General features: G+C 70.5%; 12 protein-coding genes. 8 read left to right on the top strand and 4 right to left on the bottom strand.

Annotated features, from left to right (window positions below):
• Positions 1-42: 42 nt before the first annotated feature.
• Positions 43-681: a coiled-coil domain-containing protein gene (locus GT755_RS41720; RefSeq protein ID WP_235965801.1), complete on the bottom strand. Its 639-nt coding sequence runs from the start codon at positions 679-681 to the stop codon at positions 43-45.
• A gap of 71 nt (positions 682-752) precedes the next feature.
• Positions 753-1076 (bottom strand): hypothetical protein, encoded by a 324-nt coding sequence (locus tag GT755_RS04210; RefSeq protein ID WP_161478343.1) that lies wholly within the window; start codon positions 1074-1076, stop codon positions 753-755.
• 168 nt (positions 1077-1244) lie between these two features.
• On the opposite strand from GT755_RS04210, the gene GT755_RS04205 reads away from it, so the two are divergent.
• The 5 genes from GT755_RS04205 to GT755_RS04185 all read left to right on the top strand — a co-directional run bounded on the left by GT755_RS04205 (position 1245) and on the right by GT755_RS04185 (position 7524).
• Complete coding sequence (locus GT755_RS04205; protein WP_161478342.1) at positions 1245-2024, top strand: hypothetical protein; 780 nt, start codon at positions 1245-1247, stop codon at positions 2022-2024.
• 180 nt (positions 2025-2204) lie between these two features.
• Entirely contained in the window at positions 2205-3623 is a 1419-nt protein-coding gene (locus GT755_RS04200) for a family 2B encapsulin nanocompartment shell protein (protein ID WP_161478341.1), read from the top strand.
• Between the two features lie 2 nt (positions 3624-3625).
• Positions 3626-5557, top strand: a complete 1932-nt coding sequence (locus GT755_RS04195) for a terpene synthase family protein (protein ID WP_161478340.1) — start codon at positions 3626-3628, stop codon at positions 5555-5557.
• Positions 5542-6429 (top strand): hypothetical protein, encoded by an 888-nt coding sequence (locus tag GT755_RS04190; protein ID WP_161478339.1) that lies wholly within the window; start codon positions 5542-5544, stop codon positions 6427-6429. The genes GT755_RS04195 and GT755_RS04190 overlap by 16 nt, the downstream gene beginning before the upstream one ends.
• Before the next feature lie 72 nt (positions 6430-6501).
• Complete coding sequence (locus GT755_RS04185; RefSeq protein WP_235966036.1) at positions 6502-7524, top strand: acyltransferase family protein; 1023 nt, start codon at positions 6502-6504, stop codon at positions 7522-7524.
• Here the strand turns inward: GT755_RS04185 and GT755_RS04180 are convergent.
• The gene (locus tag GT755_RS04180; protein WP_161478337.1) at positions 7514-8059 is read right to left on the bottom strand and encodes an NUDIX hydrolase; all 546 of its coding nucleotides are present in this window, start codon (positions 8057-8059) and stop codon (positions 7514-7516) included. The genes GT755_RS04185 and GT755_RS04180 overlap by 11 nt on opposite strands.
• Positions 8060-8205: 146 nt before the next feature.
• Here GT755_RS04180 and GT755_RS04175 point away from each other — a divergent pair, with 146 nt between their 5' ends.
• From GT755_RS04175 to GT755_RS04165, 3 genes are all read left to right on the top strand, one after another.
• The gene (locus tag GT755_RS04175) at positions 8206-10275 is read left to right on the top strand and encodes a nucleic acid/nucleotide deaminase domain-containing protein (RefSeq protein ID WP_161478336.1); all 2070 of its coding nucleotides are present in this window, start codon (positions 8206-8208) and stop codon (positions 10273-10275) included.
• Between the two features lie 26 nt (positions 10276-10301).
• A complete protein-coding gene (locus tag GT755_RS04170; protein WP_161478335.1) occupies positions 10302-11372 on the top strand; it encodes a hypothetical protein in 1071 nt (356 codons plus the stop codon).
• A 366-nt stretch (positions 11373-11738) separates the two neighbouring features.
• The gene (locus GT755_RS04165; RefSeq protein ID WP_161478334.1) at positions 11739-13283 is read left to right on the top strand and encodes a hypothetical protein; all 1545 of its coding nucleotides are present in this window, start codon (positions 11739-11741) and stop codon (positions 13281-13283) included.
• A gap of 2 nt (positions 13284-13285) precedes the next feature.
• Here GT755_RS04165 and GT755_RS04160 read toward each other — a convergent pair whose 3' ends face one another.
• Positions 13286-13867 (bottom strand): TetR/AcrR family transcriptional regulator, encoded by a 582-nt coding sequence (locus tag GT755_RS04160; protein WP_161478333.1) that lies wholly within the window; start codon positions 13865-13867, stop codon positions 13286-13288.
• Positions 13868-13951 lie beyond the last annotated feature (84 nt).

Raw genomic sequence — 13951 nt, 5'->3', positions numbered from 1 at the left:
GGCTTGGACCCCGGTCAGGGCCTTTCACGCCTGCGTGGGAGGTCAGGCGCTGCGCTGCATGAAGGCGACGAGCAGTTCCCGGATCTCCGTCTGCCCGGCCATCAACTGCTTCTGCCCGTCCTGCAGGTTGGCGATATCGCCACGCATCTCGGCGATGTCACCCCGGATTTCAGTGATGTCGCCCCGCAGCTCCGTGATGTCACCTCGGATCTCGGTGATCTCACCTCGCAGGTCGGTGACGTCGCCTCGTAGCTGGGTGATGTCGCCACGAATCTCGGTGATCTCACCACGAATCTCGGTGATCTCACCACGAATCTCGGTGATCTCACCACGAATCTCGGTGATCTCACCTCGCAGGTCGGTGACGTCGCCTCGTAGCTGGGTGATGTCGCCCCGGATCTCGGCGATGTCACCCCGGATTTCAGTGATTTCGCCGCGCATCTCCTCCATCTTGTTCTCGAGGCGGATCTGGCCGAGGCAGAGGTTCGCGGTGTCCTCTCTGATCTCGGCGATGTCGGCCTTCACGACGGTCATGTCTTTCTGCAGGACGGCGACTCGGCCGTCCAGGGCCTTGACGTCGTCGCGGAGGGCGAGGACATCCCGGCGGGTGTCGACGACGCGGTCCCGAACCACACCGATGTCGTAGCGGATGTCGGGGATGTTGTTCTCGAACCAGGTCATCCGGTCATCGGGGGAACGCTCGGGCATGGTGGTCATGGTAGTGGCTGACTCCCTCAGTGGTCCGTGCTCGTCTATACGTGATCTGCGCTGTCGGGTCCCGCGTCGAGGCGGCGGACGATGTCGGCCAGCAGCTCGCGGATCTCGGTCTGGCCGGTCTTGAGCTCGGAGATCTGGTCGCGGATCATGCTGATGCCGCCTCGCGCGACGGCCATGTCGTCACGCCGGATGAGGCCCACGGTCAGGTCGATGCCTCTCATGGCGCGCTCGATCTCCCCCTGACCGGACCTGAGGATGCTGATGTCGTCCCTGATCATGGACGTGTCGCCCCGCATGCCCGTGAGCTGGGCGGAGAAGTCGGATTCGGTCGTGGTCACCGGCTGGTCGCTGACTGTCATGCCGGTAACTTTACCCGATGCATGAATGCATAGGTGCAGTACTCGTCTGTATTGGAGCAGGTATCTGAAGCCACCGGTGTGTGCACTTCTGCACATACCGGAACTGCCTGGTCGCAGGCCCCCGTACTGGTACGCGAATCACTCCTACCGAGAAGACAAGGAACTGAGATGCGTACCTTCATCACCCGGCTGTCCACCCTCACCCTGGCCGCCGCCGCGCTCGCCGCGACCTTCGCCGGCACCGGCAACGCCGCGACCGCCGGAACCGTCGAGCTGAGGAACGGCAAGATCACCTACACGGCCGGCGCGCAGAGCGTCAACAGCGCGTCGATCACCGTGTTCAACGGTCAGATCGCCGTCTTCGACACGGTGAACCTGACCCCGAAGGGCGGCTGTGTGCAGCTGTCGCCGCGGGCGGTCACCTGTGGCACCGGCGCGACCGAGTTCTCCGCCGACCTGGGCGACCTGAACGACTCCTTCAGCGTCGGGGTCTCGATCCCGGGCACCGTCAACGGCGGCGACGGCAACGACAACCTCATCGGCAGCAGCCGGTCCGCTCAGGGGCACGCCGTCACCTGGATCGGCGGCACCGGGACCGACACGATCTCGTACAAGAGCGGTGACCGCTCGGTCCGGGTCAGCCTCGACAACAACGCCGGCGACGGCCGCAACATCGACAACGACAACGTCCGCAGCGACGTGGAGAACATCGTCGGGTCCACCTTCGGCGGCGACTTCCTGATCGGCGCGAACGCCAACAACCGCATCGACGACGGCGGCGGCGCCGGCGACAGGCTGTTCGGCATGGGCGGCAACGACGAGCTGCTCGCCAAGGACCTGGCGAAGGACACAGACCTCGACTGCGGCCAGGGCGTCGACTCGATCGTCATCGACAAGGGCGGTCTCGACCCCGAGCCGGTCGCCTGCGAGGACGTCCAGCGCTTCTGAACCTGTGAAACATGAGCACGGCGCTCTGCTCTGGCGGGGCGCCGTTCCCGTGCGCCCCGCGCGGCATCCTGGCGCACGCAACCGGCAAAGGCTTGCCCATGTCCCCGAGCCCCGCGCCCTCTTTTCGTCAACGTGATCCACGTCGGAGGGGGCCCGCCCCTCCCTCGTGAAGGGCGTCCGATGACCACCGAGATCAACGCCGACCTCGCCGCCGCCGCTGCCGCCGAGCAGGCCTCCAGCCTCGGCACCGCCGCCGCCCGCACCCTCGCCACCACCACCAAGTCCGTCCCCCAGATGCAGGGCATCTCCTCCCGCTGGCTGCTGAAGGTGCTGCCGTGGGTGGAGGTCGCCGGCGGCACGTACCGGGTCAACCGCAGGCTCTCGTACACCATCGGCGACGGCCGCATCCAGTGCCTGAAGACGGGCGCGCGGGTCCAGGTCATCCCGCAGGAGCTCGGCGAGCTGCCGCTGCTGCGGGGGTACGGCGACGGCGAGGTGCTGGCCGCGCTGGCGAGCCGGTTCACGCAGACCGAGTACGCCCCCGGCGACCTGATCGTCGCGCCGGAGCAGGAGGTCGACCGGTTCCACATTCTCGCCCACGGCAAGGTCGACCGGCTCGGCGCGGGGAAGTACGGCCACGCCGTATCGCTGGGGGTGTTGTCCGACGGGGCCTACTTCGGCGAGCAGGCACTCATCGACGACCACGGCGTCTGGGAGTTCGGGTTCCGGGCGGTCACCCCGTGTGTGCTGCTGTCGTTGACGAAGGAGGCGTTCGCCGAGGTCGCCGACCGGGCGGCGGGGCTGCGGGCGCATCTGGACGCCCGGCTGCACGCCGAGACGCCGCACACCGACGCCGACGGCGAGGCGGCGATCGAGTTGTCGTCGGGGCACTCCGGCGAACCCACCCTCCCGCACACCTACGTCGCCTACGAGACCCATCCGCGCGAGTACGAGTTGTCGGTCGCGCAGACCGTCCTGCGGGTGCACTCCCGGGTGGCCGACCTCTACAACGAGCCGATGAACCAGGTGGAGCAGCAGCTCCGCCTGACCGTGGAGGCGCTGCGGGAGCGGCAGGAGCACGAGCTCGTCAACAACCGCGACTTCGGGCTGCTGCACAACGCCGACCACGGCCACCGGATCTCCACCCGGTCGGGGCCGCCGACCCCGGACGACCTCGACGACCTGCTCGCCGTCGTCTGGAAGGAGCCGACGGTCTTCCTGGCCCACCCGCACGCCATCGCCGCGTTCGGCCGTGAGTGCTCCAAGCTGGGTCTCTACCCGAACACGGTGAACATCCTGGGGCGGGAGGTGCCGGCCTGGCGCGGCGTGCCCATCCTGACCTGCAACAAGATCCCGATCAGCGACACCGGGGTGTCGTCGATGGTGCTGATGCGCTGCGGCGAGGAGAACCAGGGGGTCGTCGGGCTGCACCAGACGGGGCTGCCGGACGAGTACGAGCCCGGCCTCAACGTGCGGTTCATGGGCGTCAACGAGCAGGCGGTCATCTCCTACCTGGTGAGCGCCTACTACAGCGCCGCCGTGCTGGTCCCGGACGCGCTGGGCGTGCTGGAGAACGTCGAGCTCGGGCACCGGGACTGAGCGTGCGGCCCTTCGAGCTGCCCGACTTCTACCGCCCCTGGCCGCCGAGGCTGAACCCGCACGTCGAGGGGGCCCGCGCGCACAACCGTGCCTGGGCCGCCCGGCACGGGCTCATCGACGAGAGCGTCTGGGACGCCGCCTGGGCCGACTCCATCGACCTGGCCCTGTTCGCGGCCTACTGCTTCCCGGACGCGACCCCGGCCCAGCTCGACCTGCTGACCGACTGGTACGTCTGGGGCTTCTACTTCGACGACTGGTTCCTGCGGCACTACAAGGCGACCGGCGACGTCGCGGGCGCGGCGGCGTGGCTGGCCGACGTGCGGGCGTTCATGCCGGTGGACCTGGCGCAGCCGGTGCCGGCCGCCGAGGATCCCGTACAGGCGACTCTGCGGGAGTTGTGGGCGCGGACCGTGCCGGGCACGACCGAGGAGTGGCGGCGGCGGTTCGGCGACAACACCTTCGCGCAGATGGACGACGCCTTCTGGGAGCTCGGCAACCTGGCCGAAGGGCGGGTGCCGAACCCGATCGACTACCTCGAACGGCGGCGCGGCGCGGGCGCGGGCCGGTGGGTGGCCGACCTGATCGAGCTGGTCAACGGCACGCCGCTGCCGGGCCACGTGTGGGCGTCGCGGCCGGTGCAGGTCCTGCGCGACACGTTCACCGACGCGCAGGTGCTGCTCAACGACGTGTTCTCCTACCAGCGGGAGACCGAGCAGGAGGGCGAGCTCAACAACTTCGTCCTGGTGCTGCGCGAGTTCCTCGGGATGACCCCGCAGGAGGCCGCCGACACCACCAACGACCTGATCACCTCGCGCCTGCTGCAGTTCGAGAGCACGCTGCTGACCGAGCTGCCGGACCTGCCGCTGACCCCGGCCGAACGCCTGGCCGTGGTGAACGTCGCCCGGTCGCTGCAGGACGCCAACGCGGGCTCCCACGAGTGGCATCTGCGCTCGTCGCGGTACATGAACGAGGCGACCAGGGGCGCCGACCCGAGGGTCCCGGTGTGGCGTCACCCGATGGGGCTCGGCACGTCGGCGGCCCGGTTGTGGGCGGGCCACCGCCCGGTCGACCGGCGCGTGTCGTTCCGGCCGCCGCCGCAGCAGCGGCCCGCGTCGAGCGCGTTCGCCGGGGCGGCCCGGACCGCCGCGGCCGACTGGGCGCGGCGCATGGGGCTGCCCTATTCGCCGCAGGCGGTGTCGTGGGCGGTCACCGCGCACTGCGGCGTGCCGCGTGACCGGCTGGAGGTGCTCGCGCAGTGGTACGTCTTCCTCGCCGCCCTCGACACCGCCGTCGACCGGCTGTTCAAGGCGCGCCGCGACCCGGCCGGCGGCAGGGCGTTCCTCCGGCGGTTGCCGCTGTTCCTCACCGGCGCCCCGCCCGCGCCGGTCAACCCGGTCGAACGCGGCCTGCGCGACCTGTGGGGGAGGGCCCCGCTCGACGCGGCCCACTTCGAGCGGCTGGTCGCGGTCCGCGAGTGGGAGCTCGGCAACAGCGCCCGGGAGCGGGTACCCGACCCGGTCGACCTCCTGCAGACCCGCCGGGCCGAGCACGCCGGGCTGATGGTGGATCTGGTCGGGTACGGCCTGGGCCTCCCGGCCCCCCGCCGGGGCGCGCTGGAGGAGTGCTTCGCCGACCTGGCGACGGCGCGGCGCGACCTGGTGACCTACCAGGACCGGATCGGGGTGCCCACCGAGGTCAGCAACGGGGTGCTGGCCCTGCAGCGGCTGCTCGGCTGCGACCTGCAACGGGCCGCCGACGTGGTCGGCGACCTGCTGACCGCCCGCCGCGCCCAGTTCGACCGCCTCGCCGCCGAGGCGCCGGACCACTACGTGGCGGCGTTGCGGACCTGGCTGGGCGGCGACCTCGGCGAACACACCCGGCTGGGCATGTCGGGCCTGGGCACGAGAGGGGCACACGCGTGGCGACCAGCCTGACCCCGGGTGCGGCGCGCACCCTGGCGACGACGACCAAGACCCCGCCGAAGACCGCGTCCACGACCCCGCGATGGCTGCTGGAGATCCTGGAGTGGCGCGACTTGCCCGGCGGCGTCTACCGGCGCACCGGCACGGTGCGCCGCACGATCGCCCGCCGGGGCAGCTCCCAGCCGGGGGTCCAGGTCACGGCGGGCCACACGGGGGAGCCGGAGATCCCCGGCATGTACGTCGAATACGGCCACCCCCCGAGCGAGTACGAGCTGACCGCCGCCCAGACGATCATGCGCGTGCACCGCCGGGTGGGCGACCTCTACAACGACCCGTACGACCAGTACGGGGAACAACTGCGGCTGACCCTCGACGCCCTGGCCGAACGCAAGGAGCTCGACCTCGCCCGCGCGCTCCTCCAGGCCCCGCCCGCCCGCCACCGCGTCACGGCGCAGGGCCCGCCCACCCCGCTCGACCTCGACGGCCTGATCTGCAAGCAGACCTCGCCGCGTTACCTGCTGGCCCACCCTCGGGCCATCGCCGCGTTCGGCCGCGAGTGCAACCGGTTCGGCGTCCGGCCCGACGAGGTCGAGTTCGCGGGCCGCCGGGTGCTCGGCTGGCGCGGTCTGCCGTTCCTGCCGTGCGACAAGCTGCCGATCGCGGCCGACCACACGACGAGCATCCTCGTGGTCCGGCCGGGGGAGCGGCGCCAGGGCGTGGTGGGCCTGCGCCCGCCGGAGAGCCCGGTCGTGCGCGAACTCGGCACCTCGCGGCAGGCCGTCACCGAATACCTGGTGAGCGAGTACTACGGCGTGGCCGTGCTGATCCCCAACGCCGTCTGCGCCCTCGACGGCGTGCAGGTGGTGCGTACTTCGACGCACTGAGCATTCCGCCACCGACCCCGCGTCCTCTCCCGCCGAGAGTTGCATCCCCGGCGTGGAGAGGACGTGACGGCGATGGAGACCCGGCGGCGATTCCTGTGGGCCGACGCGGCCAAGGGCGTCTGCATTCTGCTGGTCGTGGTGTGGCACACGGTCGGCAAGAGCCACTTACGGATCGAGTGGACGACGGCCGGTCCGTTCCCGGCCCTGTGGGGCGTCGTCGGCGACGCGCTGATGACCCTGCGCATGCCGCTGTTCTTCACCATCTCGGGCATGTTCGCGCTGAGCGCGTACCGGAGGCCGTGGAAGGAGGTCGTCCGGTCGAGGGTGGCCAGGTTCCTCTACCTGTACCTGGTGTGGATGCTCGTCCACACCGCGATCCTGTGGTTCACCCCTGATTTCGACACCCTGAGCGCGCGGAGCGTCGGGGAGTTCGCCGAACAGTTCTTCGTCACCCCGCCCAACCTCTGGTACCTGTACGCCCTGGCCGTCTACTTCGCCGCCGCGAAACTGCTGCGCCGGGTCCCGGTCCCGGTCGTGCTGGGCGCGGCGGCGCTGCTGGCGGTCGTCACCGCCGCCGGCGTGCTCGACACCCCGGGCAACCGGGGCTCCCTCCTCCAGAACTTCGTCTTCTTCCTCCTGGGCCTGCACCTGCGCCCCTGGGCCGAACGGCTCGCCGCGACCACGACCTGGCGCCGCACCACGATCGTCGCTCTCGTGTACGGGGCCGCGCTCGCCGCCATGCTCCTGCTGTCGGCCCAGCGGATCCCGACCGTGTGGACCCTGGTCTCCCTGCTGGCGACGGTCTTCGGCCTGTCGGCGGCCCCGCTGGTCGCCCGCCTGCCCCTGATCGGCGACGGTCTGGCCTGGCTGGGCCGCCGCACCCTGCCGATCTACGTGATCCACATGCCCCTGCTGGCCCTCCTGCACACGACGGTGTCCGGCCACCTGGCCGCCGCGCCGCCGGTGGTGGCCGCGCTCTACCCGGCGGCGGTCACGGCGGCGCTGGTGACGGCCTGCCTGCTGATCGACCGGGTCCTCCCGCCGTGGCTGACCGACCTGCCGGGGCGCCGCAGGGAAGCGGCGCTCACGCCATGAGGCGGGCGGCGTGGCGGTCGACCAGGTGGCGGGCCGCGAACGTCAGGTCCCGTTCGGCGGCCTCCGCCAGGGTCAGCCACGTGTAGGCGTCGCCCTCCCCCTCGTCGAGCGCCACCGGCGGTTCCGTGCCGACCGTCGTCAGGAAGGTGTGCCACACGTGCCCATCGGCTCCCCGGCGGCACTGGTCGCCGTCGATGGGCTCGGTGGCGATCGGCGTCAGGGACACCGCGCGCAGGCCGGTCTCCTCGTGGAGTTCGCGGACCGCGCTCACCTCGGGCGACTCGCCGTGTTCGACGTGGCCGGCGGGGATGGTCAGCGCGTAGGGGAAGGCGATCCGGTTGAAGAACAGGAACCGGCCCGACGGGTCGCGCACGAAGACGCCCGCCGTCTCGTGCCACATCCGCAGGGCCGTGTCGACGACCAGCGAGCGGTCGGCGGTCTGGCCGCAGGTCGCGCAGCGGCGGCGGACGCGGCCCGACTCGGTGACCGGTTCGACGGTCTCGGCGTCGCAGTGCAGGCAGTATTCGTGGCGCATGGGCGGAGCGACCCCCTCCGGAAACGCTGACGAGCCCATTGTGAGGGTACGGCCGTCTTGACGGGTCAGACGCACGCGTGCATTCTGCCCAGGGATACGGCTTCCCGCCGGGATTGGCACGTTCCAACGCTGACGAGAGGAGCGGCATGCCTCCCAAGCAGAAGCTCAGCAAGAAGAAGCCGGCCACGAAGAAGCCGGCCAGGGAACGGCCCGCCTCGCGCTTCCCCCCTCCGGCCCCCGCGCCCGTCCCCGAGCCGATGGAGGTTACCGAGGAGGACGACGACCGCGACGAGGCCGACGACGAGGGGACCGGCGGCCGGCGGCCCGCGGCGAAGAAGACCGGCGGCAGGACGATCGCCCGCGACCGGGAGGACGAGGACGAGGATGAGACCGCCGCGCTCAGCATCCAGGACGTCCGGCGCGGCGGCTACGAGCGGTTCTCCCGTCTGGCGCGGGCCCGCGACGAGCCCGTGCGGAGGCTGCTGAGGCAGTGGGGGGTTACGGACGTCACCGGTGAGGCGGGGCTACGGCAGTGGTTCGCCAACGTGCGGGGCATCACCCCGGCGAGCGGGGCCTCCGCCGTGCTCGGAGCCGTGGGCGGCATTCCCGCGAAGACGGCGCCCAAGGCATGGCGGGCGCTCGCCGCCCTGGTCGGCCACCCGAAACTGGACACCCCGGAGAAACTGCTGCCCAGGCTCGTGTACGACCACCTGCAGGACGGCGACGTGGAGGTCGACGCCGAGATCGCCGACTTCTACCGGGGCCGTAAGAAGGACCTGGCCGAATATCGGAGGGAATACCGCAAGACGGGCGGTATGGCGCTCCTCGGCGATCCGGGCGCCCTCGGGTTCGGCGCGGCCGGGCCGGGCGCGGACCACGGCGCGATCGAGAAACGCACGTTCGCGCGGCTGCGGGAACTGCGCACGCCCACCCGCGAACTGGGCCCGCTGAAGAAGATGAACACCCGTAAGCAGCGCCGCTGGGACCGGCTCGCCTGGGTGCTGGCGAACCTGAAGTCGGCCCGGGTCTGTGTGGCCGTCCTGGGGATGCTGGAGGGCGAGATCCGGCTGTTCGCCAACAAGCCCGACACCGCGCTGGCGGGTGACTTCCACAAGCTGCTGCAGGCCGGCCTGGCCGGCGCGGGAGAGGCCGACACCGAGATCAGGAAGCTCTACCAGACCCTCAAGCAGCAGGGGCTCGGGCTGCAGGGCGCGCCGATGACGACCAAGCACCTCAAGATGGCCGAGCGGCGGCTCCGTAAGACCATGGCCTTCCTGGCCGGCCTCGAAAAGCAGTGGGGCGAGCTCAACGTCATGGCCCACACCAAGAAACCGAAGGGTGACACCGAGATCCACGTGGAGACGCAGGTCGGGTCCCTGCTGCTGGAGGAACGGCGGAAGGTGGTCCAGGAGGAGGACGAGGGGGACTCCGACACCGATCTGCTTCTCCTGAAGCACTACACCGGTCACCGGCGTGACCAGACGGCGCGAGCCCACCTGACCCGCCGCCTCGCCCAGGCCGAGATCGCCATCGGCATCTCCAAGCTGTGCTGCTTCAAGTGCTGGCTCATGATGCAGGCCCTGCAGGAGAAGGGCGTCGACCTCCCCGTCACCGGCACCCACGGCAAGGTCTACGGGTGGACGGCTCCCGCGTCACTGACTCACAGGTCCGTCCTGGCGGCCTACCTCCAGCTCACCGACCTGGAGCAGGACTCCGAGCACGCCCGGTTGCTGGACGACCTGGACACCCCGCAGGGCCGGACGGCGGTCATCAGGGCCATCTCGACCTTCAAGGACGAGGGGCCGCAGGAGAGCGGCTACAAGTCCAGCGAGAAGGAGGACGGCATCGAGCTCACCCTGTACAACGAGGGCGAGGACGGCGAACGCGACGACGAGCCCCCACCCGTGAAGCTCACCAAGAAGAAACGGGGCCGGACGACCAAGGGACCCGCCCACCCCACCAAGAAGCAGAAGGCGACGAAGATCGCCGCTCGCCTCAAGGTCAAGGCGGCCAGGACCGCCCCTCCCGCGAAGAAGAAGACCGAGACGGACAAGCCCAAGGCGAAACGGAAGTTCGTCCGGCGCAGGAAGGGCACGACCGCTCTCTCCTCCACGTGGTCGTCGTCATCGTCGTCGTCATCGTCCGCGCCCAACACGTCGCTGATGTGGCTCCGTTCGCAGCCCTCCCCGCCGACTCCCGAATTCCGCTTCCCGTGATCGCCCCGCAGAAAGGAGCGCCCGTCGTGCCTCAGGGAGAACTGGGCGCCTGGTTACGGGATGCCGGGGGCGTCACCGCCGCGTCGACGTCCGGTGAGCTGCTGGCGGCCATCGCGACCGTGCCCCTCGCCGACCATCCGGCGGCCTGGCGGGCGCTCGGGTCGCTGCTCGGTCACGTCCCCGGGGAGTCGACGCCCGAGACCGTCCTGGCCAGAACGGTCGTCGCCCACGTCATGGACGGCGACGCGGAGGCCGACCGTGAGATCGTCGGCTACTACGAGCAGACCGGCGGCGACGTCGAGCGCTACCGCGAGGAGTTCGCCCGCCAGGGCGGGGTGTTCCTCCTCGGCGGCGCGGACGCCGGCCCGAGAGACCTGGCCGCGGTCGAGGACCTCGTCGAACGGCAGCTCGCCGGGAAGGCGGAGACGTCATGGGCCCTGTCCAACCTCAGGTCGGGCCGGAACTGCGTGTCCCTGACCCGGCGGTCGCCGGTGGATCCGCGATTGTTCTCCGGCGACGTCGCCGCTCTCCTCGACCGGGCGGTGGCGTCGGCGGCCGAGGCGGAGAGACGGCTCGACGGACTGTGCGACGACCCGGAGAGCCGTGATCCGGAGATCGTGGCCCAACTCGCCTCCCTGGAGAGGGCGTGGGCCCATCTGAGGGTGCTCGTGCACACTGGTTACGGCGCGGAACCCGCCGGCTCGGGCGACGACGACCCGATCGACCGGCTGGAGGCAGCGCTGCGCCGCAAGGAGAAGGCCGGGATCCGGGTCCGGCCGGCCCGCCGGATCGCCGAGGCCCACATGGCCGTCCGCGTCGCCGCGTCGTGCTGCCGGGCGGGGGAGGCGGCCGGCGGAACCCCCGCCCCGGCGGGCTGGCCGGTCCCCGCGAGCCTGACCCGGCCGTCCCTCCTGCGGGCCTACCTCCAGATCCCCGACGACGAGAACGAGCGCACGACCACCGAGAAGACCCTGATCCGGCACCTGCCCGACCCGGCGGCCCGCGCGGCGGTGATCAGACGGATCGGCTCGTTCGCGATGTCCGGCCGCGAGCGCCTGCGCAAGACCAAGGGCCTCCGGATGACCACCGACACCTGACCACGGCGGGAGTGCCGCGATGCTCAAGCAGAACAGGCCCGTGAAGCAGCAGAAGAGGAAGCTCGACGAGTCCGGGCCCCTGCCGATCCTCGACCTGGCAAGGGAGGACGGCTTCGAGGCCTTCGTCGAACGCGTCGACAAGGGCGACGAGGTCGCCCAGAAGCTGCTCGACGACGCGGGGGTCGCCGAGCTCTACAGCGAGAAGGGCTACGAGTTCTGGTTCGGGAAGGTTCACGGCGTCAGCCGGGCCACCACGCCCCAGGAGCTCATGAGGGCGCTCGACAGCGTGCCCTACAAGGACGACGGCGCTGTCTGGACGGCCCTCTCCCGCCCGACACGGTCCTGCCCGAGAAGATCCTGGCCGAGATGGTCGTCAAACACGTCCTGGACGGCGATCCGTTCGTCCGCCAGGACATCGAGCAGTTCTTCGTCGCCATCGGCGAGGACGTCGGCCTCTACGACCTGGAGCTGGCCCGGCTCGGCGGCCTGGCGCTGCTCGGCGATCCGGCGACCGATCAGCCGCGGAAGGCGCCCACCCGGCAGAACACCAACATCAGGCAGGCCACCGCCGCACGGCTGCGGAAGATCAAGAAGGAGCTGGTCGCCGGGGTTCGCGTGAACACCGCCGAACAGCGGTCGCTCGACCGGCTGGCCTGGGTGCTCGCCAATCTGAAGGCCAGCCGTGAGTGCGTGGCCGTGGTCACCCTGCTGGAGAACGAGATCCGGCTGTTCGCCAACGCGGCCGACGCCGGGCTCGGCGCCGACTTCAAGCGGCTCTTCGACCTGGCGATGGAGGGCCGGCGCGAGGCCGCCGACGACATCAGCGCCATGTTCGACGAAATGGTCGCCCAGAAGATGGAGGTCCGCAGGCTGAAGAACGGCAAGCTGCCCCCCGACGTGCTGCGCCGGGGCGAGCGACGGCTCCGCAAGACGCTCGACTACCTGGCCTCCCTGGAGAAGCAGTGGGACGACCTGCGGGTGATGACCCACGAGGCGGCGCACGGGATGAAGATCCACGCGGAGACGCAGGCCGGTGACGTGCTGCTGCGGCAGCGGGCGAGCGCCCTCGGCGAGGAGGCCGGATGGTCCGACGACGAGGACCTCACCAAGCGCGAGGCGGCGCTCCAAGACAAGATCAACGACGGGAGGCGGGCCCGGCTGTCCCGTCGGCTCACCGATGCCAAGATCGCGATCGGCATCTCCAAGTTGTGCTGCTTCAAGTGCTGGCTCATGATCCAGGCGCTCCGCGCCAAGGGCATCACGCTGACGCCGTCGGGCACCCACGCCAAGACCTACAACTCCGGCTGGCCCGCGCCGGCCAGCCTGGCCCGGCCGTCGCTGCTGCGCGCGTTCCTGCAGATCCCGTCGAAGGCGGAAGCCCGCACCAACGCCGACGAATACCTGTTGACGGCGATGTCGACGCCCGATGGACGAGCGGCGATCATGGCGGAGATCGTCTCCTTCACCGAGGAGGGCCAGAAGGATTCCGGCTACGACTCCAGCGGAGACGAGGCAGACCTCGACATGACCCTCTGGCGGGACTACTACGGCGACGAGGAGGCCGAGGTCGAGACCGCCCCGACCCAGCCGGAGGTGGTCGTCGAACGGCCGGCACTCGTGGTGGAGCCCGACATGTCGGAGGACGACGAGGACGAGGACGACCAGGACGACCAGGACCATGAGGACGACGACGAAGAGGACGTCGTCTCCACCCGGACCGCCGACATGGACGTTCAGGTGGCCGCCCCCGTCGGGCTGCGCCGGTCGGCCAGGAACAGCGGCGTGAAGCTGCCCGACCTCATCGGCAGCGCCTATCCGGCGGAGCCTGGGGAGGCGAGGTTCTCCAAGCGCAAGAACGCCGGCGGCGAGCAGCGCAAGACCACGCCCAAGCGCCGCAAGACCAAGAGGTAGCGCTAGCGGTAGATCAGCCGGAGGGTGTCGTCGACGCCCTGGTAGACGGCCTCGATGGGCAGCCGCCCCCGGATCCAGGCGCGTAAGCCCTGGTCGGCGACGGCGCGCAGGGTCGAGACGACGGTCTCGTCCACGCCGTCGACGGCCGCGCGCACGACGTCGGCGAACAGTGCGTCGAGCGGGGTGTAGACCTCGGCGGCGCGGCGGTCGTCGGTGGTCTGCAGGACGATCATCAGCCGGTAGAACTGCGGCTGCGTCTGGAAGGCGCGGATGGTGGCGTGCACGACGGACCGCAGGCGGTCTTCTGGCGTGTCGCCCTCAAGGGGGAGGCGGCCGAGCCTGCGGCGCAGGCCGTCCTGCCATTCGTCGAAGACGGCCGCGAAGAGGTGTTCCTTCGAGGAGAAGTACCGGTAGAGGGTGCCGAGCGCGACCTCGGCGTCGCGGGCCACGTCGGAGACCTTGATCCTGTCGTAGTCGCTGCCCGCCAGGGCCCGCAGGCCGGTCCTGACGATGCGGGCGCGGCGTTCACGCTGGTCCTTGCGGAGCGATTCCGGCGCCGCCGGGTCCGGCACGTCGGTGACCATCGCGGAGTTCTCCTGATCGGGTGGGAAATGTCGATCTAGGTTACCCTTCCGGCCGTCGTAATGATCATGAAATCCGTGGACTTG

Source organism: Herbidospora solisilvae, assembly GCF_009901565.1.
GTDB lineage: Bacteria > Actinomycetota > Actinomycetes > Streptosporangiales > Streptosporangiaceae > Herbidospora > Herbidospora solisilvae.
Note: the sequence above shows the minus strand (reverse complement) of the source record. Positions and strands in the feature narration are given on the sequence as shown.